Source organism: Parerythrobacter jejuensis (assembly GCF_039536765.1).
Taxonomy (GTDB): Bacteria; Pseudomonadota; Alphaproteobacteria; order Sphingomonadales; family Sphingomonadaceae; genus Parerythrobacter; species Parerythrobacter jejuensis.
This window is the reverse complement of sequence record NZ_BAAAZF010000001.1, coordinates 1,167,393-1,192,587: the sequence shown is the minus strand read 5'-3', so window position 1 is coordinate 1,192,587 and position 25,195 is coordinate 1,167,393. Positions and strand designations below refer to the sequence as shown.

Below are 25,195 nucleotides of genomic sequence, written 5' to 3'. Positions count from 1 at the left end.
CTGCGCGAGCTAGGTACATCGGCCATTTGAACTCTCACCCGATTGGGGTAAGTTGCATCTCGAAACCGAGAGCGTGACGATCAAGAGGGTGACGATGGCCGATTTTACTCTGAATGGTGAGCAGGTGTCGGCGGATGTCGATCCGGCGATGCCGATTTTGTGGGTCGTGCGCGAAAAGCTCGGCATGACTGGCACCAAATTCGGCTGCGGCATCGCGCAATGCGGCGCCTGCACAGTGCATCTTGATGGCAAGCCGGTGCGCAGTTGCTCGACCCCTATCGTCGAGGCCGAGGGCCGTTCTGTCACGACAATCGAGGGGATTGCCGGGCCCGAGGGTGAGCTGACCAAGATCCAGCAGGCGTGGGTGAGCGAGCAAGTCCCGCAATGCGGATACTGCCAATCGGGCCAGATCATGAGTGCGACGGCCCTGCTGCGTGACAATCCGCAGCCGACCGATGCCCAGATCGACGCCGCGATGGCGGGCAATATCTGCCGCTGCGGGACCTACACCCGCATCCGCCGCGCGATCAAAGTGGCAGCCGGCATGCAACCGGCCCGGACCGAGGAGACCTCGGCATGAGCGAGACAGAAACCACCAAGCCAGAACGTAGTCGGACTGCGAAATGGACTCGCCGCGGCTTTATTGGCGCTGGCGTATTGGCGGGCGGCGCGCTGCTCATTGGTGTCGGCGTGCGTTCCGGCAACCCGGTCGGCAAGCTCAAGCCGCTTGTCGCTGGTGACGGGGAAGAGCTGGTCAACAGCTGGGTCAAGATCGACACCGACAACACGATCACCGCCATCGTGCCGCATTGCGAAATGGGGCAGGGCGCGCACTCAGTGCTGGCCCAGATGCTGGCGGACGAGCTTGATGCTGATTGGGACAAGGTCAAGGTGATGCAGGCCCCGACAGACGGCAATTATGTCGTTACCGACACGGCCCGCATGTTCGTCGCCCCGTTCACGATGAACGCGGCGGACTGGATCGAGCCGACTTATGACGGGCTGTTCACCCAGATTGCGCGTTTCGCCGATGTGATGATCACCGGGGGCAGTTCGTCGATCCGCTCCACCGGTCAATACCAGATGCGGGTTGCCGGCGCTGCCGCACGCGAAATGCTGGTGGGCGCCGCAGCAGATTCCTGGGGCGTTCCGCCGAGCGAGATTGCCACCGAAGACAGCATGTTGATCCATACTGCTTCCGGCAAAAGGGCACCTTATGCCAAGTTCGCAGCTGCAGCGGCGGACCAGGCCATGCCGCAAACGCCAGCGTTGAAGGATCCCAAGGACTTCCGCCTGATGGGCAAGAGCAAGGCCCGCACGGATATTCCTCCCAAGGTCAACGGCACCGCCAATTTCGGCATCGATGCCAAATTGCCTGAAGGCGAACTGACCTATGCCGCCGTGCGGCGTCGCCCGGTGCCGGGAACCATGATCACGGCGATGGATGCGGGGCAAGCGAAGAGCATGCCAGGCGTCCTGCAAATCCTCAACATGGGCGATTTCGTGGCCGTGGTGGCGGATAGCTATTGGCAGGCGCAGCAGGCGCTCGGCACGATCACGACCGAGTATAGCGAGCCTGAAAGCCCGGTGCGCTCCAACGCAGACCAGTTTGCCGCCTTCACAGCTGCTCTGGACGGCGCGGGCGATGAAGGGGGCGACAAGGCTGCCAACAAGGGCGATGCCGTCGCTGCCTTCGGCAAAGCCACAACCACGCTGGAAGCGGAATACAAAGTGCCGTTTCTGGCCCACGCACCGATGGAGCCAGTCAACTGCACGGCCTGGGTGCGGGAGACCGATTCAGGCGATAAATGCGATGTCTGGACCAGCACACAAGTGCCACTGATGGCGCGCAGTGCAGCTGCCGGTGCAATCGGCCTCGATGCCGGTGACATCACCGTGCACCACCCCTTCCTGGGCGGGGCATTCGGCCGCCGGCTGGAGAGTGACTATGTCACGATGGCCGTGCGTATCGCGAAGGCGACTGGGTATCCGGTCAAGATGATCTGGTCGCGCGAAGAGGACACGCAAAAGGCGATGTACCGGCCGGCCGATATCAGCCGTTTCAAGGGCGGGTTGGACGCTGACGGGCGCCTCGTCAGCTACAACAATGTGTTCACGCAGCGCCATGATCCGGCAGAGGCCTGTGTCCCCGCATTTTACGACATCGCCAACACATCTGTGCGCGTGGCAGAGGCGGATTTGCATCTGCCATTTTCAGCCTGGCGCTCGGTCGACCACTCGCAGCACGGCTTCTTCATCGAGAGCTTCATTGACGAAGCAGCGCATGCGGCCGGTAAGGACCCGGTCGCGTTTCGCCTGGCGATGCTGGACAATGCCCCGCGTCACAAAGCTGTGCTGGAGAAAGTCGCCGAGCTGAGTGATTGGGACAGTGCCGGAGCGGACGGCACGGCAAAGGGTGTCGCCATTGTCGAATCCTTCGGCACCATCGCCGCGCAGGTTATCGAAGTGGATATGAACAGCGGCAAGCCGCGGATGACCAAGGTGTGGGCAGTTACCGATCCGGGCTTTGCAATGAACCCGGATGGCTTCCGCAACCAGATCGAAGGCGGCATCGTGTTTGCCCTGACAGCAGCCCTTTATGGCGAGCTCGACCTGGTGGATGGCGCGGTGCAGCAGAGCAATTTCCATGACTACAAGATGCTGCGGATGGATGAATGTCCGGACATCGATGTGGCCATTATCAATAGCGGCCCGGTACCGATTGGTGGGGCCGGAGAACCCGGTGTTCCGCCTGCTGCGCCCGCATTGACCAATGCGATTTTTGCGGCGACTGGCACGCGTATCCGTGAATTGCCGATCGCCAAGCAATTCGCCTGACTGACACACTGAAGGGAGCATCATTGAAATGCGTTTGCCCGCAACATTTACCGTTGGCCTGATGGCATTGACCTTGGTGGCCTGCGGGTCTGAAGTGCAGGAGCCGGTTGAACAAATCGTTGTGCGCGAACCCGGCGAAGAGCCCGTCGAGGCACCCGGCGATGGAGCTGCTGAAGCGGCGGTAACCGCGACCAGCGACATTGATCTGGTCGCGGCGGGCGAAGCTGCCTTTGCGGTCTGCTCTGCGTGCCATTCGGTCCAAGCAGGCGGCGCCTCGGGCATCGGCCCCAATCTCAACGGGGTTCTAGGCCGCGTGGCGGGATCGCTGGACGGGGCCAATTACTCGGACGCCATGGCGTCTTCCGGGATCACATGGTCGGTTGAAGAGCTTGACGCTTTCCTTGCCAATCCCAGGGCGAAGGTGCCGGGTACGACCATGTCTGCCGGTGCGGTGAGCAATGACGAGCGCCGGGCCGCGATTGTGGCCTATCTCGCTTCCTTGTCGAGCTGACCACCCGAACAGGCCACTCCATTGGATACCAGCCGCGTCTTTACCTTCCTCGCCGAACGGCAGGGGCGTGGCCAACGCTGCGTGCTCGTCACGGTGATGGAGGTGGAGGGGTCTTCGATGCGCAATCCGGGCACCCATATGGCGGTGTGCGAAGACGGCAGCTTTGCCGGATCACTTTCGGGCGGGTGCATCGAAAATGCGGTGGTAGCGGAGGCACTGGCCACGCTCAAATCTAGCGCTGCACGTATCGTCCGTTTCGGCGCGGGATCGCCCTATCTTGATATCAAGTTACCCTGTGGCGGTGGCCTGGATATCCACTTCCAGCCTCTCGACACGCCATATTTCGTCACCCGATGCTGTGCTGCGATAGACGCAAGGCGCCCGTTTGCGGTCAGGATCAGCGGCGATGGCGTAGAATGCCTTGATGGTTGGCGTTCTGCTGCGTTCGATCCGGAAACAGGCACCGGAGTATTTGGCCATTGGCCGCAAGCCCGGCTGCTGATCATTGGCCATGGTGCCAGTGTCGCCTCTTTGGCTAAGCTGGGTCGAACGATGGACTTGGCCGCAGATATTCTCACCCCAGATGATCGGCTGATCGACCAGCTGGAAGGCTTTCAGTTGTGCGCTACGAAACTGGCGCGGGCGACCGATACACAGATGCTGCACAGTGATCCCTGGACCGCGATCATATTTCTGTTCCACGATCATGACTGGGAAACCGCTCTGATGGATAAGGCTCTTCAGCTGCCCCATTTTTACATCGGGGCCATGGGTGGGCGCCTGGCGCATGATGCCCGGCGTGCGGCGCTATCGGCCAGGGGCATCACGCAGTCTCAGCTTGATACAATCCGCGCCCCGATCGGCCTGTTCCATTCATCGCGTGATCCAGACAGCTTGGCCCTGTCGGCCCTTGGCGAGATCGTTCAAGCCTATCAGAATGCCGACTTCGAACCTGCCCATGGGGGTTAAAGTGAAACTCGCCATTGCTGTCCTCGCAGCAGGCAGTTCGCAGCGTTTCGGAAGCAGGGACAAGCTGACAGCAGATTTCCGCGGTACCATGCTGGGGCTGCATGTGACCCATACTCTGGCGGATTTCTCCTGCCCCCGCGCCTTTGTGATCGCATCGCAAGTCGATCATCCATGTGCCCCGGGATGGCGCGAGTCCGGCTTTGCCGTCCACGCCAATGCCAGAGCTGGCGAAGGCATGGGTACGTCAGTCGCACTTGCGGCCAGCCTTGCCCTGCAGGCGCAGGCTGACGCACTCCTCATTTGCCTTGCGGACATGCCGCTGGTGCCGCGCGATCATTTCGCGGCGCTGTTGGGCGGGGCGGACGCTCTCGCTTCCTCTGCGACAAGAGTGTCGACCGATGGCAAGAGCCGCCAGCCGCCGGCGCTGTTCGGGGCCGGCCATTTTCCTGCGCTCGAAGCCCTTGGGGGGGATCGCGGCGCGCGCGCGTTGTTGCAGCAGGGTACCGCCATTCCATGCCCAGCAGAGTGGTTGGCCGACATCGACGATCCGCAAACACTGGCATTGCTCAATTCACGATAACCCGGCACGCCACCAAAAATGGCAATTGCGGGGAAGCGGTCGCGCGAAGATGGTAGCGCCTAAGAACACCCGTGTCGGGTCATGCTTTGTGGAAGGACACACATAATGTCGCGCGAAAAACTGCTCGAGATGAATCGCTCGCTGATCCAGCATGGCGAGGCGGGCACGATGGATCTGGCGGATCAAGTGGCCAAAATTCCTGTTGAAGCCTATACCGACATCACCCTGTTCGAGCGCGAAAAAGAGCGGATTTTCAAGCGGCTGCCACTGATGGTTGCGCCCAGTTGTGAACTGCCCGAGCCGGGCGATTACAAGGCAATGGATATTGCCGGAGTACCTCTGCTGCTGACCCGCAAGCGCGACGGAAGCGTTGGCGCCTTCCTCAATATGTGCAGCCATCGCGGCAATCCTGTGGTCAGCGGCACCGGCAATGCCAGCCGCTTCACCTGCGGCTATCACGGCTGGACCTTCAAGAATGACGGTGACCTGGTCGGCGTTGCTAGCCCGAAGGATTTCGGGGCGGTCGACAAGGCAGAGCTATGCCTGAAGAAATTCCCGGTGCTGGAAAGCGCAGGGCTGATCTGGGCGACCCTGGATGTCGATTCCACCCTGAGCATCGAAGACTATTTGTGCGGCTACGACGATCTTCTGGCTGCCTTCGGGTTCGAAGACTGGATCCTGTTCGACAAGCGCGAATTGCCGGGTCCAAACTGGAAGACAGCCTATGATGGCTATCTCGATTTCTACCATTTGCCGGTGCTGCACGCGAACACCTTCGGCTCGGACTTTTTCAACCGCGCCAATTACTTTGCGTGGGGCCCGCACCAACGGCTCGCTAACCCGTCAAAATTTGCCCAGCGTACCGGCAGTGACGAAATGCTGGACCTTACCGAAATTCCCGAAGACGATTGGCCGATTGACGCGCTGGTGCAGGGCGTCTGGACTATCTTCCCGCATATCTCGATCGCAAGTTTCTATGGCGGTGGCGGCCGCGGGGCGATGATCAGCCAGTTGTTCCCAGGCGAGACAGTGGGCGAGAGCGTAACGACGCAGTTTTACGTAATGGAGCGTGAGCCCGAAACCGAAGAACAGCGCAAAGGCGCGCAAGAGCAGTTCGACTTTCTCAAGATCGTCGTGCGCGACGAGGACTATTCGACCGGCAAGCGTCAGCACGATGCGCTGATGAGTGGCCAGATGGGGCATGTCCTGTTCGGCCGCAACGAAGGCGGCGGGCAGGTCTTCCACCAATGGGCAGACAAGCTCGTCAATGCGAGCGACGATGAGCTGAAAGACATCTTCGCGGCCGAAAATGCTGTTGCTCAAGCGGCTGAATAGCCCCTCTTACCGAGGCCTGGCCTAATTCGCCTAGCCAAAGGCGGGGCGGTGGTTGCTCTCGCTCCAGTCCTGCCGGTTAATCCAGTCGGACATCACTTCCAGCTCTCCTTCCAGTTCGGGGAAGCGCTCATAGACATGATCCATATCGACTTCGAAGGGCTTGGTCGGCGCGGTGTTGTTGTATTCGTAGAAGGCAGCGATACCGGCGGCGAATTCTTCGCGCGCTTCGGCGGGCATATCATCGCCCGCTGCACTGACCAGATAGTCGCCAAACTCGCGCGGGGTGCACGGATCATACTTGATCGGCTTGCCGAATTTGTCGCTCAGGAATCCGGCAACCTGCTTGCCGACTAACCGCTCTGGTCCGCCAATATTGAGCCACGCCCCTTCCATGTCGGGCCGTTCGAGCGAGGCGAGCATGAATTTCGCCACATCGTCGAGGCTGATCCAGTTGGCATGCAATTCCGGGTTGTGGGGATAGACGTAGCGATCCTCGTTGACGATGAACGGGCGGGCCCAATTGGTCAGCAGATTGTCCATAAACAACACCGAGCCAAACACCGTTCCTGGTGCGCCGGACCGCCATAGCGCGTTGATTCCGGCGGTGTTGCCAGCATAGGTGAAGGCATCACCGGGCCGGTCCGGAATCCAGCTCGAGGTGTTCCACACGACCCGTTTTACATCGAGGTCAGCGGCTACCGCGCCCACTTGCCCAACCAGTACTGCGCGGTCTGCCCGTGCCTGCAGCGGGTGGGTGTAGAAAATGTAATCGCTGCCCTCCAGCGCGGGGCGGAAGGTCTCCGTATCGTAGAGGTCCATCGGGCGGACTTCGACCTTGTCGACGCCCTTGATGTCATAGCCGGCGAAGGGATCATCCTGCCGGGAAATAGCGCGCACATCATAGCCTGCCTGAAGGGCCTGGCTCACTTGTGCGATGCCCTGCCGTCCACTTGCTCCGATAACCGTGATAAGCGCCATATCGCTGCCTCCTGTCCCAATTCCGTTATGTTGAGACCCTACGGCATCCGCGGGTGCGGTGCGCTGGACGAATTTGATAGCCGCCCCCGATTGCCGCTCTGTGATAGATGGCTGACGCAAGGGGAGAGGACATGACCAATCGCTACTGGCGCCTCGACGCGCGGCCACAGGGCAATGATTTTGCCAAGGCGCTGTCGCTGGTGGAGGCCGAATTGGGCGAGCCCCAAAACGGGGAAATCGTGATCGACAACAGAATGCTGTCGATGGACGCCGGTACCCGCATGTGGATGACCGACCGCACCGACGGATACCAGCCGCCGCTCGAACTGGGTGTGCCGATGTCGGGCCTGGTGATCGGCCCTGTCATCGCCTCGCGCGCTGACGGGTTTGCCGCTGGCGACTGGGTAAGGGCCTTTGGCACCTGGAGCGACTACTCGATCGTGGATGCCACGTTGTCGGGTGCGATGATGCTGGACACATCGGTGTCCGATATGCGCGACCATTTCGGCCCGCTGGGCATGAACGGATGGACAGCCTTGTGGGGCCTCGAGAAAACCGGAGCAACCAAGGCTGGTGACAAGGTCCTCGTGTCGGCTGCTGCGGGGGCGACAGGCCTCTTGGCGTGCCAGATCGCGCAATTGCTGGGGGGTGAAGCCTATGGAATTGCTGGTGGTGAAACGAAATGCGCAATCCTGGAGCGGGATTACGGCGTCACTAAAGCGTTTGATTATCGCGCCGGCGATATGACCGAAAAACTCGCCGCAATCGACGGTGGGATCGATGTCTATTTTGACAATATCGGGGGCGAAATTCTCGAAGCGGTCCTTGCCAATATGGCGCTGTATGGCCGCGTCGCAGTTTGCGGGTTGATTGCGGAATATGCCAACGGGCGTAGAGGCTGTCCGGCAAATTTCGACCAAGTGCTGATGAAGCGCTTGCGCATCGAGGGCTTTTTCTCGCCCGATTTCATGCAGCATGGCGATGAATTGACAGCAAGATTGCGCCAATGGGTCGATGCTGGTGAGCTTTCGCTGCCTTATGACGTTACCCTCGGGCTGGCCAACACACTGACCGCCTATGAGAAGCTGTTTACGGGTGGGAACATCGGCAAAGTCATCGTGGAGTTGAGCAAGTGAGAATCCGGATCGAAGACCGCGAAGCCATTCGCGATGTGATCAATGCCTATGCCCATGCGGTCGACCGGAGGCGGTGGGACATGATGCAGAACCTGTTTCACGACGATGCCACTTTCGGCTTTGGCCCGGTGCAGGGGGCGTGGCGGGAATTCGTCGAGCAGGCGCGTGCGATTATCGATCCGTGCCTTGCGACCCAACACCAGCTTGGCCAGATCCAGTTTGGCTTCGATGGCGAGGCCACCTGCCATACCGAAACCTATATGACTGCAATGCACACGATCGGCCCGGGCTATCCGGTGCCCGATGTGTTTCCCGACAAGGGCGTGATCTATTCGGCAGTGATTGCCGGGCGCTATATCGACCGGTTCGAACATCGTGGCGGCCAATGGCGTATTGCCCATCGAACGGGCGTCTATGACTGGCGCGAATTCCGCGAGGTGGAAGGAACCGATCTTTCCGAATTGCCTGAAGGTTCGGATGGCCATCATGATGACCGCGATCCTTCGACGCCGGTGGTGACTCGCTGGAGGGGCGCCTAACGGTCCTCGTATCGCGGCGCGCGTTTTTCGGCGAAGGCTCGCTTGGCTTCGGTGAAATCGCGGGTCTGGGCCAGCATCACCTGCTGCCGGTCTTCAATGGCAAGCGCAGCTTCGAAGCTGGGAGCATCAATGTTGCGGGCCAGCGCGTCCTTGGTCATCCGCAGGCCCATAGGGGACGTCGCTAGCATCTCTTCCGCCAATGTCAGGCCCGTATCCAGCAGCGCCTCCTCTTCGACCAGGGCGCTGACCAGGCCGCATTCCCGCGCCTTGTCTGCCGTCATGAACTTGCCGGTCAGCAGATATTCGCTGGCGACCGATGCGCCGACCAGCCGCGGCAGGAAATAGCTCGAGCCCATGTCACACCCGCCCAGACCGATTTTGATATAGGCGGCATTCGCCTTGAGGCTCGGCGCGGCAAAGCGGACATCGCTCGACAAAAGAAGCGAGAAGCCGCCCCCGCAGGCCGCGCCATGGCCCAGCGCGATGATCGGTTGCGGGCATTGGCGCATCAGCTGCATCACAGTGGCGATGGCGCGCTGCGTCTTCCAGCCGGACTGTACCGCCCCGAGTGTGGTATCTGCAGGCCAGGAGCCGGGCGTCAGATCGAGCCCGGCACAAAAGGCGCGCCCGGCCCCGCGAAACAGCACCACGCGAATCTCGGGTCGATCTTGCAGGCCGCGAAAATAGGCATCGAGTGCGGAGATCAGCGATGCGCTCATTGCGTTCAGCGTATTGGGCCGGTTGAGAGTTGCGATCTCGATCGGTCCACGGGTTTCGATCAGCAGGTCATCGGTCATTGAGTCACCCTTTGCGCAGTATCGTGAAGACACCTGTCATCGTCATTATCACGTCTTCACCCCGTCGGATCGAGCCGCTGGTATAGGCGATCCGCTTGCCGATCCGGTCAACCCGGCATTCGGCCACCAGCCAATCGCCCAGCTTTGCCCCGGCGAGGAAGTTGGTGGTCAGCGTATTTGTTACCACGGCCAGCCGCGGCGTTTCGCTGGCATGGACCTGATACGACAATCCGACATCGGCAAAGGTTGTCAGCACGCCGCCATGGGCGATGTCCAGATAGTTCACGTGGTTTTCGGCAACACGCATGCCGACCAGAGTATGGCCAGCTTCCTCCTTAAGGAAATACGGCCCGGACAGGTCGAGGAACGTGGTATCGAATTGCGCCGCGCTGAAGCCGTCTGGTGGATTGGACATGGAATGCTCCCTTTGCACTGTGATGGCGCACAGCGGTGCTAGGCGGGACTATGATTTCTGCCAATGGCTGGTTTCGTGCCAAGCCGTAGGAAACCAAGGTGAGGAGAGAGGGATGGCCGACACCGTACTCGAGATTGCCGAAGCCGAAACCGTGACCGAGGTTGTCCGCTTGCATGCGATCAACACGCCGGACACCGCCGCGTTCACCTTCGAAGATCAGGAGATCACCTTTGCGGAGCTGGATGCTGGTAGCAACCGCGCGGCACAGGGGTTGATGTCACTCGGGGTCCAGCGCGGTGACCGGATTGCCTATCTGGGCAAGAACCATCCGCTCTATTTTGAAATCCTGATCGGGGCGGCGAAAATTGGCGCGGTGATGACCCCGGTAAACTGGCGGCTCGCTGCCCCGGAAGTTGCTTACATACTCGACAATTGCGGAGCGCAGGTCGCGTTTGTCGGGGCAGGTTTTGCCGAGATGATGGAGAAAGCCCGGCCAGACGCGCCGCGTCTCTCGCATGTCATCGGGCTGGAAGCCACAGGCGAAACCGCAACCGATTATTGCGAATGGCGGGATAGCTTCCCGGCGGATAATCCCGGCGTGCATCTGGGGGCGGGCGACGATCTGCTCCAGCTCTATACCTCCGGCACCACGGGTCGCCCGAAAGGGGCCGTGATGACCCACGGCTCGATCCTTTCCTCGCGGGACAGCACTGGGCGCGATGGCGGATTGCGGCCCTGGCAAGAGCCGGTCGAAGGCGATGTGACGCTTCTGGCGATGCCGTGTTTCCACATTAGCGGCACCGGCACGGGGATCGGTACGATGGTGGCGGGCACCAATGCGATCGTGCTGCCCGAATACGATCCGACCCAGGCGTTGGACCTGATCGAGAATTACAACATCTCGAAGATATTCCTTGTGCCGGCGGCGATCCAGATCATGCTCAACCATCCGCGCGTGGCGGAGGTGGATTTCAGCCGGTTGAAATTCATCACCTATGGCGCGTCTCCGATCCCGCTCGAATTGATGAAGGCGGCGATGGAGCGGTTCGGCTGCGGCTTCGTGCAGATGTACGGCATGACCGAAACCAGCGGCACCATTGTGGCGCTCGATCCCGAGGATCACCGGCCCGAAGGCAGCCCGAAAATGCGCTCCGTCGGGACTCCGCTGCAAGGGGTCGAAATCAAGATCATCGATGATGACGGGAACACTGTGGCTGCCAACACTGTCGGCGAAATCGCCACCCGCAGCAGCAAGAATATGAGCCGGTACTGGAACAATCCGGATGCCACAGCCTCGACCATCGATCCGGAGGGATGGCTGCGCACCGGCGATGCCGGATATCTCGACGAGGACGGCTATCTCTATATCCATGACCGAGTGAAAGACATGATCATCTCGGGCGGGGAGAATATCTATCCGGCCGAGGTTGAAAACGCGGTCTACTCGCACCCTAAAGTCGCCGATGTCGCGGTGATCGGTGTGCCCGACGAAAAATGGGGCGAGGCGGTGAAAGCCTGCGTTGTCGTGAAGGATGGCGAGGAGGTTACCGAGCCGGAGATCATCGCGCATTGCCGCGAGCATATTGCGGGATACAAATGCCCCAAATCGATCGACTTTATCGAAGCCCTGCCGCGTAACCCATCGGGCAAGGTGCTGCGACGTGAATTGCGCGCGCCCTATTGGGAGGGCAAGGAACGGGCCGTCAATTGAGCGTGGCAGACCTTGCAGGATTACCGGTCCGCCAGCTCGCATATTTCGTGCCGGATATCGAAGCAGCGGCACGGGTGCATGCGGATCAATTCGGCTCTGGCCCGTTCTTCATTGCCCGCCATATCGAACTTTCGACGAGCGAGCATCGCGGTGTGCCGCAACCACTCGATCACAGTTCGGCCTATGGCCAGTGGGGCGCAGTGATGGTGGAGTTTGTCCAGCAACACAATTCCGACCCCAGTGCATTCCATGATCTGTTTCCCCTGGGGACCGGGCGATACGGGCTTCATCACATGGCGCTGTTCGTAGCCGATCTGCCAGCGGCCATCGCGGAGTTTGCGGAAAACGGGCAGGATCTGGCGCAATATGCCGTCACCACAAGCGGTGTCGCCTACGCCTTCATCGATGCGCGGGTCAGCATGGGCCACATGCTGGAACTGTATGAGCCCACCGAGGGCTTGCTTGCGTTCTATGATATGGTGGCGCAGGCCGCACAGGGTTGGGATGGAAGCGATCCGGTGCGGGAACTGGGAGGATACTGATGCGCCAGGCCACTGCAGAGACAGGCGTGCTCGTCTACGCATTCACCTGCGGCTATATCACCCTGCCGACAACCTATTTCATTGCCGGTGGCGAGGGGAAAACCAAGGTCCCGGCGTGTAGTTTTCTGATCGACCATCCGGACGGGTTGGCCGTGTTCGACACCGGCTTTTCGGATCGTTTCGTCGGGCTGGAGGATGGGCTCGGCAAGATTGTCGATATGCCGGAAGAGCACCCCATTGCCGTGCGGCTGGAAGCGCTGGATGTCGATCCCGGAGCGGTGCAGTGGATCATCAATTCGCACCTGCATCTCGATCATGCCGGCGGCAACCGCATGCTGCCAAACGCCACTGTCATCGTGCAGGAACAGGAATGGGACTTCGGTTTTGCCGGGGAAGACGGGGCCTACTCGACCCAGGATTTCGACATTGGCCAAACGGTGAAGAAAGTGCGCGGCGAGCATGATGTGTTTGGCGACGGTTCGGTGACGGTATTTCCGACGCCGGGCCATACGCCCGGACACCAGTCGGCCCGCATACGGACCGCAACCGGAGAGGCGGTGCTGGCAGGTGATTGCTGCAACTTCCGCCGTTCCTTGGATGAAATGAAAATGCCTGAGAACGTCTACAATGCGGATCACTATCGCGGCTCGCTGGAATCGCTTTCGAGCTTGCGGAGGGCCGGAGCGCGCATTTTCTACGGCCATGATCCCGATTTCTGGTCCACCGTTCCGCAGGCGACCGAATTGAATATGGCAACAATCCAAAGCTGACGGAGAGAATGGCAATGCCAGGACAAGCGCAGGCCACGATCGAACGATTCTGGCAGATCCAGGATGAGGGTGATTATACCAAGCTGGTTGATCTCTTTGCGGAGGATGCTGTGCTGGAGGATCCGGTGTGGGGGACTTATAACGGCCGCGACGCGATCCTTAAATTCATGACCACAATGGTCAGCGAGATGGGCGAGCGGAAGATCCACTTCACCGTCGACGAAATCTGCGGCGACGATCACGCAGTTTGGGCCCGGTGGACCATGCACGTCCCCGGGGGCAGTCGCGGCGGTGTGGGCATTTACAAGGTGCGCGATGGGCAAGTGACCTATTATCGCGACTATATGGACCCGCCTGTCGAGGAGAATGCCGATGCCTGACCTGGTCAGACGCGAGGATTTCGATGGCTGGGTCCAATTGACCCTGAACCGGCCCGACAAGCTGAACTCGCTGAATGTCGCAATGTTCGAACAGCTTCGGCAGCATTGCTTGGCCCTTGCCGGGGAAACCGGCATTGGCTGTGTGGTGTTGCGCGGTGCGGGTCAGTGCTTTTCTGCGGGGCATGATCTGGGCGGCATAGCCGAAGGGGAGACGCCCCCATCGAGGGGTTGGCATTCCGAAACCCTGCGTATGCTGGAAAAGCTGCCGATCCCGGTCGTGGCAGCGGTCCATGGCCATTGTTACACCGGCGCTCTGGAAGTGGCGCTGGCGGCCGACTTCATCATCGCATCGGAAACGGCGCGGTTTGGCGATACCCATGCCAAGTTTGCCCTCACACCGGTCTGGGGCATGAGCGCGCGGTTGCCGCGCCGGGTCGGCATTGCCACGGCCAAGCGGCTGATGTTCACGGCCCAGATGTTTGGTGCCGCAGAGGCGGTCCGCATCGGGCTAGCCGAATATTTGATCGAAGAAGCGGAGTTCGAGACCGAGATTGCGCGGCTGGCCGGGCAGATCGCTGCGCAATCCCATTTCAGCCATGCGGCGAACAAGCGGTTGCTCGATCGCTCCGATGCCCAACCCATGGATGCGGCGCTCCAGCGGGAATGGATGGACGGCGAAGGGCGCGGGCCGGACATGCATGAACGGATCGCCGCATTCCAGACAAAGTCCTCATAACCGCCGGTAGAGCGGGTGCTCGCTTTCGGTGATCTTCGCCGTGGGCAGGGGGAAATCGGGGTTCGGTTCAAGGCCGGGCTGATTATCGAGCGGGCGGTGCCAGTCGACAATGTAGAGACGCGACGAAATGCGCCATTCGCCCTTCCGCTTGTCCCACTCGTCGAGATAGCGACCGCCATACAGGTTGCCGGCAAGGCTGCCGTCTTCTTGTGGATTGGCCCCGGCGAAAATGCCATAGCATTCACTGCTCGCGCTGGTTGCGGACTGGAACGCGATGATCAGGCCGCCCAACATATGCCAGCGCCGCTGTGACGCCCGTTCGATGTCCATCACCACCGGCAGGAAATCCTGCGCCTTGCCCTTGAAGAAGCCGTAATCGATGTCCGCATCGGGCCAATAGCAGCTCGCTTGCCCATCATCATCAAGCCAGTCGAGCGTGCGGGCATAGCGGGCCACAACATCCTCGATTGCCTTCTTGTCGAGCAATTCCTGCACTGCCGTGTCCATCGCGTTCCTCCCCAATTGTGGCAATTGTTGCAGGTCCAGTATCGGGAGAGGGTAGCGCGATTGACCATAGGCAATTTCGGGAGGACCTGATGGCGAATACGGTGACCGAGGCAGAACAACCGGACATCAACCTGTTCGATCCGCAGGTGCAGCAATGCCCCTATGACGCCTACAAGACCTTGCGCGACGAGGCGCCGGTTTTCCGGATCGAGGGGACCGACATGTTCGTGGTCAGCCGCTATGACGATGTGCGCCGGATATTGATGGACCCGGTCACCTTTCCCAGCAGCAGCGCCGACACACCTTTCCGGGCCAGCGCCGGAAATATCGAGCGTGGCCAGATGGTTGCCGAACGTTTTGCGGAAAAGGGCTGGGTCCCGGCGCCGACTCTCAACGGCCGCGATGATCCCGAGCACAAGCAAATGCGCGCGATGTTCAACCAGGCCTTCAAACCGAGTAAGATCAAGGAGATCGATCCGAAGGTTGAGACATTGGCTTACGAATTGATCGATAGCTTTCTGGACGATGGGCACTGCAATTGGGTGCAGCAATTCTGCATCCCGCTGCCGCTGTTTATCATCGGTGAGCAGATGGGGGCCAAGCGCGAGGATATGTGGCAAATCAAGCGCTGGACGGATGCGTTCTTCCATCGCATCTCGCTGATGCTGCCGGAAGACCAGCACATGGAAATGGTCGATCGCGAAATCGAGGCGCAGCAATATTTCCAGCCGATCTTCGAACGCTTGCGCAAGGAACCAGATGATTCGCTGATCAGTGTCCTGGTAAACACCGTGATCGAGGAATGGGGACGCCCGCTGACCGATAACGAGCTGCATGCCGAAATGATGGCGGATACTTTTGTTGGCGGGAGCGAGACGACCACCAATGCCCTGGCAGCGGGTATGAAGCTGCTGATCGAGAACAAGGATGTCTGGCACCAGCTGCGCAACGATCCCGATACCTATATGAAGACCTTCGTCGAAGAAGTCGTACGGCTGGAATCGCCGGTGCAGAGCCTGATGCGCTTCGTGGCCAGCGACATCGAAATTGACGGGGTCGCGATTCCTGCCGGGTCGATGATCAATGTGCGCTTCGCTGCTGCCAATCGCGACGAGCGGCAGTTTGAATGCCCCGAAAAACTCGATCTGGATCGGCCCAAGGCGGGCAGCCATATGGGGTTTGGATCAGGCGTCCATCATTGTCTCGGCGCACCTCTGGCGCGGCGCGAACTGGCCTGGGGATTTACCGCCGTCATCGACCGGTTCGAAGATATGTGGTTCGCCGAAGGCAAAAATGATTTCACCTACCATCCCCACTTCCTGCTCCGCAGCCTGAAGGAACTCCATATCGAATTCGAGCCGAAGAAGCGCTGAGCGCTCAGCTATTGTCGCGCCGGGCGGCAGCGCGGCCTGCGATCACTCCGAAGGTGAGGGCAGGGCCCAGCGTGCCGCCCGCGCCGGCATAGATGCCGCCGGTGGGGCAGGCGATGGCATTGCCTGCACCATAAAGGCCCGGGATCGGGCTTCCGTCATGCCCGAGAATGCGTGCCGAACCATCGGTGCGCGCCCCTCCATTGGTGCCGAGCAGCCCCATATGGATTTCGACCGCGTAAAACGGCCCCTGCTTGATCGGCCCTAATGTCACCGCAGTGCCCTCGCGGCTCCGGTCACCGTAGAAATGATCATAGGCGCTGGTCCCGCGCTGGAAATCAGGATCATAGCCAGCGCTCGCATGCTGGTTGAAGCGTTCGACCGTCGCCTCCAACGCATCGGATGCAATCCCGAGTGTGTTGGCCAGCTCGGCCAGGCTGTCGGCACGTGCCACCCAGTCCGGCACCGGCTCGCCGGGCATACGGGTGCCGATCGGATAGCGCTCTACATATTGCGCATCGAACACCAGCCACGCGGGCAGGTTGGGGTAATCATAACTTTGCGGATCAAACGCATGAAACGCGCCCGCCAGAGCCGAGTAGTTTGCGGCCTCGTTGCAGAAACGTTTCCCGGCCCGATTGACCAGAATGGAATGCGGCACTGTTCGCTCGATCAGGACAGGTTCTGCCCGTTGCTGCCCATCCGCCCATTTGCGATCGGGCGGGGCGAGAGTGGGCGCCCACCAGGCCTGGGTCATATTGCCCAGCTTGGCCCCGGCAGCCATCGATAACGCGAGGCCTGTACCGCCCGCAGTCGGCGGCGAAGCGGGTGCATCCATCGGCCCGCGCAGGAAGGCCTGTCGCATCTCGTCATTCCACTCGAACCCGCCGGTCGACAAGACGACGCCCTGCGTGGCGGTGAGTTCTGTGCCATCCGCCAAGGCGACACCGGTGACCCGTCCATCGTCGATCCGCAATTGCTCGACATCGGCTCCTGTGCGCGGTTCAATCCCGCGATCAAGACAGGCCTTGAGCAACCGGCCAACCATCGCTTGGCCAAAGCCGCGCTCCTGCGCGCCGATCCGCCGGCCCATTTCGTCCGGATCTACCACGCCGGTTCCCCCGCCCAGCGGGGTCTCACGCAGCATCATCGGTTTGATATCTTCGATGGCGGTGATCTTGTTTGCCCAATCGCCCAGTTCGGTAAGCGCGAAGAGATCGTGATCAAGCGCCCGCCCGCCGCCGGGTTTGGCGCCCGGGCGGTCGAGGTAATAGTCCGGATATCCCTCGAGCAGGGCAACCTTCAGGGCACCAATGCTTTCCAGAAATTCCAGCGCTTCCGGCCCTTTGTCGATGAATGCTTCGAGCGTTTCGTCAACCAGATCACCGTGATCGAGAGCACGGAAATAGGCCAGCGCGTCTTCGCGGCTGTCCTCCAAGCCCGCGTCGCGCATGCGCGGATTGTCGGCGACCCAGATTACGCCGCCCGACACAGCCGACGTCCCGCCAACGCGCTCGTCGCGCTCGAGCAGAATGACCTTGGCGCCAGCATCATGGGCAGCAAGCGCTGCGCTCATCCCGGCAGCTCCCGAACCCAGCACAATCACATCACATGTTTCCATCGCGCCAGTCATGGCGAAGCGCGGGCCAGCGACAACCCTCCATTTTGGCGAGGTGCACCGATCCGTCGCTGCCGCTAACGTTGTGCCAAACAGAACAATTGTGAAGGAGACGACCCATGAAGCTCGAAGGCAAAGTAGCGGCGATCACAGGGGGCACGGCCGGTTTGGGTCGAGGCATTGCGGAGGCCTTTTTGGCGGAAGGGGCAAGTGTCGCTCTGATGGCCCGCAATCCGGACAAGGGGCAGAAGGTCCTCGATGAATTGGGGGTCGGCGATCGCGCGTTTTTCTTTGCCGGGGACGTGATGAAGCAGGAGGACGTTGAGGGGTTTATCGATGCCACCGTTTCCGGTCTCGGCAGCATTGATATCTTGGTCAACAATGCAGGCGGGGCAGGGGATTTGCAGCCGATGGTTGATCTGTCGGACGAAGCCTTCGACGAGGCGATGAAGTGGAACGTCTATTCCACCTTCTGGGCGACACGGCGCGCGCTCAAGACCATGTTGGCGAACCAATGGGGGCGCGTGATCAATATGTCCTCGATGGAGGGCAAGCACGGCAAGCCGGTTTTCACGGCCTATACGGCGGCCAAACATGCCGTGAATGGAATGACCAAGTCATTGGCGCGCGAGGTCGGGACCGAGGGCGTCACGGTCAATTCGATCTGTCCGGGGCTGGTGATCACCGACATCATCAAGAACAATGGACCGGCCACAGCGGAGGCGATGGGCATGGAGTTCGATGCGATGATCGACATGTTCGCGCAGGAGGCGGCGATCAAGCGCCCCAACACGGTGGAGGAAATTGCCGCGGTGGCGATGCTCCTCGCGTCCCCAGAAGGCGGCGGCATTACCGGTGCCACCATCAGTGTGGATGGCGGCACGGCCCAATACTAACCTGCATCAGTCCGCTGCGAGTTAACCGTCGCCAGCCTGGGCGGCCATGGCAGCGCCCACCGAGCGCTCGATATCGGTGGCCTGCGGGTTGCCCCGCAACGTCACGCCGCCATTGGGCTGGATGTTCTGCCCGGTCAGAAACGCCTCGTCGGTGCATAGCCACAGGCAGGCATTGGCAACGTCTTCCGACGTGTTGAGCCGACCCATCGGGTATTTCGGCAGGAACGCGTCGACCAACCCGGGAACCTGAAAACTGTCGGCAGTCATCGGGCTTTCGGTGAATGCGGGGGAGACCGTGTTGGCCTTGATCCCCTGCGGCCCGTAATCATTGGCGACGCATTCGATCAATGCCTCGGTCCCGCGCTTGGTGCCGATATAGGCGGCATGGTTGTTGATCAGCGCTTTGGTGGTAGCGGAAGATAGCGAGATCAGCGATCCTCCGCTGGGCTCCTGTGCGATCATCTGCTCGACGAAGGCCTGCAAGAAGTGATGGGTGCCCTTGAATTGCAGATCGACGATTTGGTCGAGCTGTTCTTCCGTGGTCTCGACCAGGCTGGCGAGTAGGCCCCAACCTGTGCAATTGATCGCCGCGTCCACCCGGCCCATATCAGCTTTCGCCTTGGCGGCCATGGCCTGCACCTGGCCACGATCCGTAATGTCGCAAATCGCATAGTGCCCGCCGATTTCCTCGGCCAGTGATTTGAGCGGACCTTCATGGCGACCGGCGACCATTACGGTTGCGCCTTCGCTGGCGAACAGGCGGGCGATCACCTGGCCCATATTCCCGGCACTGGCCGCACCCAAAATTACTGCTGTCTTGCCGTCGAGCCGTGCCATGATGAATGCTCCTGTCTATTCGTTATGATTGCTCTTCTAGCTTGGCTCGTGGCTGCGCGCCCTTCCCAAAAATGGTCATTGTGGCGGGCGGCCAGAGAGAGAATAGACAGGCCAATCCAAAGGAGAGAGACATGTTTACTGGCCCTATCGAAGATCGCCTGGCGATCCGCGAGCTGCATGAAATCTATGGCGACGGCGTGGTCCGCTTCGACGCGGAGACCTGGGGCTCGGTCTGGGCCGATGATGCCGATTGGGGCTTCATGGGCATGGATATCAAGGGCCGCGACAAGATCGTCGAAGTGTGGCTGGGGGCGATGGCCAATTTCGAAGCGGTCAGCTTCAGCTGTGTGCCAGCTGCGATCGAGGTCGATGGCGATACCGCCACATCACGCGTCCAGACCCAGGAAGTGCTGAAGGGCAAAGATGGCTCGACCCGCATGATCGGCGGCCTCTATACCGATGATCTGGTCAAGCGGGACGGGCGCTGGGTCTATGCCAAGCGCGTCTTCGAAATTGTTGCCGAATACAATCCGCAAGGGGAATAAGCATGGCCAAGATTGTCATTTCCGCCCAGATCGACCTTGATCCAGCCAAACGTGAAGAAGCGCTCAAATCGGCCCAGAAATGGATCGACGGCGCGTTGTCGCAGGATGGCTGCATCCATTACGATTGGAGCGCCGATCTCAACAATCCGGCACGCGTGAATGTGTTCGAAGAATGGGAGAGCGAAGAATCGCTGGCCCATCATTTCGCGAACAAGGAATATGCCGGAATGCTGGCCCATATGGGATCGTTCGGGATCGAGAATGCGGTCAGCAAGAAATACCGGGTGGATGCTGAAGGGCCAGTCTACAATGCCGAGGGCAAACCGTCCGAGCAATTCGACTGAGGCCCATGTGAACATTCTGGGCGCCGTCCTCGCAGGGGGCAAAGCGCGACGTTTCGGCAGCGACAAGGCGTATGCCCTGGTCGATGGCGAACGCCTGATTGATCGGGTCTCGGCTGCCCTGGCGGCGCAGACTCAGGCAGTGCTTGTGTGCGGGCGGGACGAAACCGGCTTCGAGTGTATCGCGGACCGGCCTGATACAGGCTTGGGGCCTCTAGGGGGCCTGAACGCTGCGCTGCATTTCGCCGCGGGCAATGGTTATAATGCAGTGCTCAGCGCAGGATGCGATGTCCACAATCTACCAACGGACCTGATCGACGCGCTGGCCGGGTCAGGCCCGGCGATTGTGCAAAGCCAGCCTGTCATCGGCCTGTGGCCTGCGGCCCTGGCGCCGGAGCTGGATGCATTTCTGGCTAGCGGTGGACGCGCTCTTTACGGCTTTGCCGAGCATGTGGGCGCACGCAAGGTCCGTTTCGATCCGCCACTTGCCAATGTGAATACGCCCGGCGACTTGCCCGGCGCGCATTAGGCTAAAGTTTCAGCATCTGCTTGCCGCGATTGGCGCCCCGGAACAGCCGGTTGAGCGTTTCGGGCGCGTTTTCGAACCCTTCCTGGATGTCTTCCTGATAGCTCAGGCTGCCATCATGCACGAAGCCTTCGAGCCGCTTGCGAATGGCAGGAAATTCCGCTGCCCAATCGAGCACGATGAACCCTGCCATACTGGCGCGGCGGAAGATCAGGTTGAAATAGTTCTTCGGCCCGGACGGTAAGTCGCCTGTCTCGTAGCGGCTGATACCGCCGCAGATAACAACCCGCGCACCGGTTGCGATATTGGCCAGCATATCATCGAGGATCGATCCGCCGACATTGTCGAAGATCACATCAACTCCGCCCGGGCAGTGCTCCTTGATCTGTTCTTTCACGCCGCCCGCCTTGTAATCAATGGCGGCGTCATAGCCAGCTTCCTCGACCAGCCATTTGCACTTTTCCGGTCCACCCGCGATCCCGACAGCGCGGCACCCGGCAATTTTTGCCAACTGGCCGACGACCGAACCCGTCGCTCCGGCTGCTCCGGAAACCAGCACCGTGTCACCTGCCACCGGCTTGCCCACTTTGAACAGGCCGCAATAGGCAGTTACACCTGTTGTGCCCAAAACCGAGAGTACGGCGGTCGGCGGCAAGCTGGTTTCAACCTTGGTCAGGCCTTCGCCATTGCTGACCAGATATTCGGTCCAGCCGATACTGCCGAAGACAAATTCGCCGACATGGAATTTGGGATGATTGCTGGCGATCACTTCGCTGATTCCGCTGCCGCGCATCACATCGCCAAGCGCCATCGGGGCGACATAGTCTGCAATGTTCTCCATCCAGCCCTTTTGCGCCGGATCAAAACCCAGAAAATGGGTCTTGAGCAAAACTTCGCCTTCGCCGGGATCGGCGATTTCGGTTTCGACCAGTTTGAAATCACCGTCTTCAATGCCGCGCCCGCGCGGATGTCCGTTCAGAAGCCATTGGCGTGCTGTCGTCGGCATTGAAGTCTCCTGGGGCTGCTCTGTTTGGTTGGTCGCCGACCCTATGCAGAGCGCCTTTGTCGGTCGCTACGCCCAAAAGTGTCAGTCGTTCGCCGCATCTGTTCTGGTATCTTCCCTTACGGAATAGAGAGGATCACGCCGATGGGCATCCAGACACACAAGACGTTTTGCCGTTTTTGCCACGCCAATTGTGCGATGCTGGTCGATGTGGAGGACGGCAAAGTCCAGTCCGTCAGAGGTGATCCCGACGATCCCGAATATGGCGGATACACCTGCATGAAGGGCCGCGAGCTGCCGGATTCGCACAATGCGGAACATCGCCTGCACCACTCACTGGTCCGTGATGCAAACGGCGAATTCCGGGAAACGCCGATGGCTGAGGCGCTGGATCATGTCGGCAGCGAATTTCGCCGCATTATCGATAAATACGGGCCGGATTCGATCGCCTTGTTCATGGGGTCTGGTGGATACCAGAACAGTTCAGCGATGATGGCCACGATGAGCCTCGCCCAGGCGATCGGGACCAAGCATTTCTTCACGTCGGTGACGCTCGACCAGCCAGCCAAGGTTTTCACGACCGAGCGCTATGGCAAATGGATGGGAGGGGTGAACAATTTCTCCGACGCGGATGTCGCGCTGTTTATCGGCAACAATCCGATCGTGTCGCACTACGCGCCGGTCGGTGGCGTGCCGCCCTTCAGCCCGTCCAAGCGCATCCGGGACCGCCAGAAGGAAGGTCTCAAGCTGATCGTCGCCGATCCGCGGCTGGCCGAAGTCGGTCAGCTTGCCGATATCTACCTGCCCGTGAAGCCGGGCGAAGATCCCGCATTGCTGGCAGGGATGCTCAATGTGATTTTCGAGGAGGAATTGTACGATCGCAATTTCGTCTCGGCGCATGTCGACGGGGTTGAAGAGCTCAAGGCAGCGGTCGCAGCGTTTACGCCTGATGTTGCGGCAGAGCGGGCCGGTGTCGAGAAAGATCAACTGGTTGCCGCAGCTCGCATGTTTGCCAATGGCTCGAAAGGGTGTGCGGTTACCGGGACCGGTCCGGAAATGGCCGGCAACGGCACGCTGACCGAATACCTCGTCTGTTGCCTCAACACGCTATGTGCCCGGTTCAAGCAAGAGGGTGAAAAATGCGGCGTTCCCGGGGTTTACACCGCGCAGACACCCAAGCGTGCGCAAGTGGCACCACCGGCACCGATGTTCGGGGTAGAGGGGATGGCCAAATCGCGTTTCCGCGGGCTTGGCCAATTGCTGTTCGAGATGCCGTGCAATGTGATGGCGGACGAGATTCTCACGCCGGGCAAGGGGCAGATCCGCGCTCTGATTTCAGTGGGCGGCAATCCGGAGGTCGGCTTCCCCAACCAGCTCAAGATGCGCAAGGCGCTCGATGATCTGGAGATATTTGTGCAGATCGATCCATGGATGTCGGCCAGTGCGAAACGCGCCGATGTGGTGCTCGCGCCCAAGCAATGCCTGGAGCGTGAAGACATCACCAACCTTTCCGAATGGTGGCACGAACGCGCCTATGCCCGTTACACAGAGGCGGTTGCAGACGCTCCGGGCGATGTGATCGACGAGTATGAAATGCTGTGGAGCATCGGCAAATATCTGGGCGTCCAGATGAACCTGCCGGGCGGGCCTGTGCCGATGGATGAATGCCCGGACAAGCAGACCTTCCTCGACCTGATGACTGCCGGATGCCTCGTCCCGCCGAGCCAGGTACGCCAGGATGTGCAGGCCGCAGGCGGTGCCGCTGTGATCTATGAGGATCTGCATCCCGTGATCGAGGCTGCAGATGAAGAGGAACAGCACAAATTTGATCTCGCGGCTGGTGACATGCCGAAGAACCTGGAGAAATATGGCGCGGATGAAGCGCGTGCGGCCGGGTTTGATTTCCGCCTGATCTCACGCCGGTCCAAGGCCCGCTTCAATTCGATCGGTCAGCCACTCGAAAGGCTGGGGCGCAAGATCACCACCAACCCTGCCTACATCCATCCCGATGATATGCAGCAGCAGGGCATTGCCGACGGGGACGTGATCGAAATCACCAGCCCCCATGCCAGCATCCATGGCGTTGCCAAGGGCAGCGACAGGGTTCGGCGCGGGCTGATTTCGATGGCCCATGCGTTTGGCGACAGCGAAGCGGGCAAACACAATGTGCGCGAGATGGGTGGTTCCACCAACCGGCTTACCAGCGACGAAGTCGACTTTGATCCCATCACCGGACAGGCGTTGCAAAGCGCCATTCCGGTCCGGATTGCAGTGGCCTGACCTCAAAACACAAAGGATATTCGATGCCCGAGAACCGGCGATTCCTCCTCCAGCGTCGCCCGGACGGCGAACCTGTTCCCGATGACTTCGAATTGGTGACCGAACCGACTCCGGAGCTGGCATCGGGCCAGTTCCTGATCCGCAACCATTACGCCTCGCTCGATCCGGCCATTCGCGGCTGGATGGATGCCGGGGGCAATTACATGCCACCGATCCCGCTGGGCGATCCGGTGCGGGCGACCACGATCGGTGTGGTCGAGCAAAGCAATGCGGACGGTTTCGAGGCCGGTCAGTGGGTCATGGGCCTCAACGGGATTGAAGATTACTCGGTCGGTGTTGCGGGTGGATTCACCCAGCCGATCGATCCGGGCATGGTGCCCAGCGTTACGAACTACCTGTCGCTGTTTGGTGCAGTCGGGATGACGGCCTATTTCGGATTTCTGGAAGTGTGCGAACCCAAGGAAGGCGAAACGGTCCTGGTCACAGGGGCCGCAGGCGCGGTGGGGTCGCTGGTCGGGCAATTGGCCAAGATCAAGGGGTGCCGGGCAATCGGCATAGCAGGCGGGCCGGAGAAATGCGCCAAGCTGACCGAGCGATACGGCTTCGACGCGGCGATCGATTATCGCGGCAAGGATGAAGAGGCACTGCGCCAGGCCATCGCCGAGGCCGCGCCTGACGGTGTGGATGTCATCTTTGAAAATGTCGGCGGGATCATCCTCGATGCCGGATTGATGAACGTCAACCTCTATGCGCGCGTCGGGCTGTGCGGCCTGATCAGCGAGTACAACACGGAGCCGCGCGGCATTCGCAATCTGTGGCAGCTGATCGTCAAGCGGGCGCAAATTCGCGGGCTGCTGGTGGCGGACTATGTCGAGCGTTTTGCCGAAGGGGCGGCGCAAATGGGTGCCTGGGCGGGCGAGGGCAAGCTCACCATCGACGAGCATATCGATGAAGGCATCGAGACGACCTATGATTCCTTTATGCGGCTGTTTGCCGGCTCCAACCAGGGTAAGATGATCCTGAAGATCGCCTAGC

Annotated in this window: 27 protein-coding genes; 20 read left to right on the top strand and 7 right to left on the bottom strand. The window is 60.4% G+C overall.

The window, feature by feature from the left end; translation table 11 throughout:
• Positions 1 to 94 precede the first annotated feature (94 nt).
• From ABD653_RS05845 to ABD653_RS05820, 6 genes are all read left to right on the top strand, one after another.
• Positions 95 to 580: a (2Fe-2S)-binding protein gene (locus ABD653_RS05845; protein WP_160777819.1), complete on the top strand. Its 486-nt coding sequence runs from the start codon at positions 95 to 97 to the stop codon at positions 578 to 580.
• Complete coding sequence (locus tag ABD653_RS05840) at positions 577 to 2,838, top strand: xanthine dehydrogenase family protein molybdopterin-binding subunit (RefSeq protein WP_160777818.1); 2,262 nt, start codon at positions 577 to 579, stop codon at positions 2,836 to 2,838. The genes ABD653_RS05845 and ABD653_RS05840 overlap by 4 nt, the downstream gene beginning before the upstream one ends.
• A 28-nt stretch (positions 2,839 to 2,866) precedes the next feature.
• The gene (locus ABD653_RS05835; RefSeq protein WP_160777817.1) at positions 2,867 to 3,349 is read left to right on the top strand and encodes a c-type cytochrome; all 483 of its coding nucleotides are present in this window, start codon (positions 2,867 to 2,869) and stop codon (positions 3,347 to 3,349) included.
• Positions 3,350 to 3,370: 21 nt separating this feature from the next.
• Positions 3,371 to 4,318, top strand: coding sequence for an XdhC family protein (locus ABD653_RS05830; RefSeq protein WP_234032098.1), 948 nt, complete (start codon positions 3,371 to 3,373; stop codon positions 4,316 to 4,318).
• Position 4,319: 1 nt separating this feature from the next.
• Positions 4,320 to 4,898: a nucleotidyltransferase family protein gene (locus tag ABD653_RS05825; RefSeq protein ID WP_160777816.1), complete on the top strand. Its 579-nt coding sequence runs from the start codon at positions 4,320 to 4,322 to the stop codon at positions 4,896 to 4,898.
• Between the two features lie 105 nt (positions 4,899 to 5,003).
• Positions 5,004 to 6,233: an aromatic ring-hydroxylating oxygenase subunit alpha gene (locus ABD653_RS05820; RefSeq protein WP_160777815.1), complete on the top strand. Its 1,230-nt coding sequence runs from the start codon at positions 5,004 to 5,006 to the stop codon at positions 6,231 to 6,233.
• Between the two features lie 30 nt (positions 6,234 to 6,263).
• Here the strand turns inward: ABD653_RS05820 and ABD653_RS05815 are convergent, their stop codons facing one another.
• On the bottom strand, positions 6,264 to 7,211 hold the full coding sequence (locus tag ABD653_RS05815; protein ID WP_160777814.1) for an SDR family oxidoreductase: 948 nt from the start codon (positions 7,209 to 7,211) through the stop codon (positions 6,264 to 6,266).
• Between the two features lie 107 nt (positions 7,212 to 7,318).
• On the opposite strand from ABD653_RS05815, the gene ABD653_RS05810 reads away from it, so the two are divergent.
• Together ABD653_RS05810 and ABD653_RS05805 are read left to right on the top strand one after the other, a co-directional pair.
• Positions 7,319 to 8,347, top strand: coding sequence for a zinc-binding dehydrogenase (locus tag ABD653_RS05810; RefSeq protein WP_344705311.1), 1,029 nt, complete (start codon positions 7,319 to 7,321; stop codon positions 8,345 to 8,347).
• Entirely contained in the window at positions 8,344 to 8,886 is a 543-nt protein-coding gene (locus tag ABD653_RS05805; RefSeq protein WP_160777812.1) for a nuclear transport factor 2 family protein, read from the top strand. The genes ABD653_RS05810 and ABD653_RS05805 overlap by 4 nt, the downstream gene beginning before the upstream one ends.
• Here the strand turns inward: ABD653_RS05805 and ABD653_RS05800 are convergent.
• Together ABD653_RS05800 and ABD653_RS05795 are read right to left on the bottom strand one after the other, a co-directional pair.
• Entirely contained in the window at positions 8,883 to 9,683 is an 801-nt protein-coding gene (locus tag ABD653_RS05800) for an enoyl-CoA hydratase/isomerase family protein (protein WP_160777811.1), read from the bottom strand. The two genes, ABD653_RS05805 and ABD653_RS05800, sit on opposite strands and share 4 nt — an antisense overlap.
• Positions 9,684 to 9,687: 4 nt before the next feature.
• Positions 9,688 to 10,098, bottom strand: a complete 411-nt coding sequence (locus ABD653_RS05795; protein WP_160777810.1) for a PaaI family thioesterase — start codon at positions 10,096 to 10,098, stop codon at positions 9,688 to 9,690.
• Positions 10,099 to 10,210: 112 nt separating this feature from the next.
• Here ABD653_RS05795 and ABD653_RS05790 point away from each other — a divergent pair, with 112 nt between their 5' ends.
• The 5 genes from ABD653_RS05790 to ABD653_RS05770 are packed head-to-tail and all read left to right on the top strand — an operon-like array spanning position 10,211 to position 14,237.
• A complete protein-coding gene (locus ABD653_RS05790; RefSeq protein WP_160777809.1) occupies positions 10,211 to 11,809 on the top strand; it encodes a fatty acid--CoA ligase in 1,599 nt (532 codons plus the stop codon).
• Between the two features lie 2 nt (positions 11,810 to 11,811).
• The gene (locus ABD653_RS05785; protein WP_160780248.1) at positions 11,812 to 12,351 is read left to right on the top strand and encodes a VOC family protein; all 540 of its coding nucleotides are present in this window, start codon (positions 11,812 to 11,814) and stop codon (positions 12,349 to 12,351) included.
• Complete coding sequence (locus tag ABD653_RS05780; RefSeq protein WP_160777808.1) at positions 12,351 to 13,121, top strand: N-acyl homoserine lactonase family protein; 771 nt, start codon at positions 12,351 to 12,353, stop codon at positions 13,119 to 13,121. The genes ABD653_RS05785 and ABD653_RS05780 overlap by 1 nt, the downstream gene beginning before the upstream one ends.
• An 8-nt stretch (positions 13,122 to 13,129) precedes the next feature.
• Entirely contained in the window at positions 13,130 to 13,501 is a 372-nt protein-coding gene (locus ABD653_RS05775) for a nuclear transport factor 2 family protein (RefSeq protein WP_160777807.1), read from the top strand.
• Positions 13,494 to 14,237 (top strand): enoyl-CoA hydratase/isomerase family protein, encoded by a 744-nt coding sequence (locus ABD653_RS05770; RefSeq protein WP_160777806.1) that lies wholly within the window; start codon positions 13,494 to 13,496, stop codon positions 14,235 to 14,237. Before ABD653_RS05775 ends, ABD653_RS05770 begins: the two co-directional genes overlap by 8 nt.
• On the opposite strand, the gene ABD653_RS05765 is transcribed toward ABD653_RS05770, so the two are convergent.
• On the bottom strand, positions 14,232 to 14,744 hold the full coding sequence (locus ABD653_RS05765) for a nuclear transport factor 2 family protein (protein WP_160777805.1): 513 nt from the start codon (positions 14,742 to 14,744) through the stop codon (positions 14,232 to 14,234). The two genes, ABD653_RS05770 and ABD653_RS05765, sit on opposite strands and share 6 nt — an antisense overlap.
• A gap of 89 nt (positions 14,745 to 14,833) precedes the next feature.
• Between ABD653_RS05765 and ABD653_RS05760 the strand changes: the two genes are divergently transcribed.
• On the top strand, positions 14,834 to 16,117 hold the full coding sequence (locus ABD653_RS05760; protein WP_160777804.1) for a cytochrome P450: 1,284 nt from the start codon (positions 14,834 to 14,836) through the stop codon (positions 16,115 to 16,117).
• A 4-nt stretch (positions 16,118 to 16,121) separates the two neighbouring features.
• On the opposite strand, the gene ABD653_RS05755 is transcribed toward ABD653_RS05760, so the two are convergent.
• On the bottom strand, positions 16,122 to 17,747 hold the full coding sequence (locus ABD653_RS05755) for an FAD-dependent oxidoreductase (protein WP_160777803.1): 1,626 nt from the start codon (positions 17,745 to 17,747) through the stop codon (positions 16,122 to 16,124).
• A 104-nt stretch (positions 17,748 to 17,851) separates the two neighbouring features.
• On the opposite strand from ABD653_RS05755, the gene ABD653_RS05750 reads away from it, so the two are divergent.
• Complete coding sequence (locus ABD653_RS05750; protein WP_160777802.1) at positions 17,852 to 18,628, top strand: SDR family NAD(P)-dependent oxidoreductase; 777 nt, start codon at positions 17,852 to 17,854, stop codon at positions 18,626 to 18,628.
• Positions 18,629 to 18,649: 21 nt separating this feature from the next.
• Here ABD653_RS05750 and ABD653_RS05745 read toward each other — a convergent pair whose 3' ends face one another.
• Complete coding sequence (locus ABD653_RS05745) at positions 18,650 to 19,465, bottom strand: SDR family NAD(P)-dependent oxidoreductase (protein ID WP_160777801.1); 816 nt, start codon at positions 19,463 to 19,465, stop codon at positions 18,650 to 18,652.
• Positions 19,466 to 19,596: 131 nt separating this feature from the next.
• Here ABD653_RS05745 and ABD653_RS05740 point away from each other — a divergent pair, with 131 nt between their 5' ends.
• The 3 genes from ABD653_RS05740 to mobA are packed head-to-tail and all read left to right on the top strand — an operon-like array spanning position 19,597 to position 20,880.
• Positions 19,597 to 20,010, top strand: coding sequence for a nuclear transport factor 2 family protein (locus ABD653_RS05740; RefSeq protein ID WP_160777800.1), 414 nt, complete (start codon positions 19,597 to 19,599; stop codon positions 20,008 to 20,010).
• 2 nt (positions 20,011 to 20,012) lie between these two features.
• Positions 20,013 to 20,354 (top strand): putative quinol monooxygenase, encoded by a 342-nt coding sequence (locus ABD653_RS05735; RefSeq protein WP_160777799.1) that lies wholly within the window; start codon positions 20,013 to 20,015, stop codon positions 20,352 to 20,354.
• Positions 20,320 to 20,880, top strand: a complete 561-nt coding sequence (gene mobA / locus ABD653_RS05730) for an NTP transferase domain-containing protein (protein ID WP_199801054.1) — start codon at positions 20,320 to 20,322, stop codon at positions 20,878 to 20,880. The genes ABD653_RS05735 and mobA overlap by 35 nt, the downstream gene beginning before the upstream one ends.
• 1 nt (position 20,881) lies before the next feature.
• On the opposite strand, the gene ABD653_RS05725 is transcribed toward mobA, so the two are convergent.
• Entirely contained in the window at positions 20,882 to 21,883 is a 1,002-nt protein-coding gene (locus ABD653_RS05725; RefSeq protein WP_160777797.1) for an NADP-dependent oxidoreductase, read from the bottom strand.
• A 141-nt stretch (positions 21,884 to 22,024) separates the two neighbouring features.
• Between ABD653_RS05725 and ABD653_RS05720 the strand changes: the two genes are divergently transcribed.
• On the top strand, positions 22,025 to 24,160 hold the full coding sequence (locus ABD653_RS05720) for a molybdopterin-containing oxidoreductase family protein (protein ID WP_160777796.1): 2,136 nt from the start codon (positions 22,025 to 22,027) through the stop codon (positions 24,158 to 24,160).
• 23 nt (positions 24,161 to 24,183) lie between these two features.
• Positions 24,184 to 25,194 carry an NADP-dependent oxidoreductase gene (locus tag ABD653_RS05715; protein WP_160777795.1) on the top strand — a complete coding sequence of 337 codons (1,011 nt, stop codon included), beginning with the start codon at positions 24,184 to 24,186 and terminating at the stop codon, positions 25,192 to 25,194.
• Position 25,195: the final 1 nt, after the last annotated feature.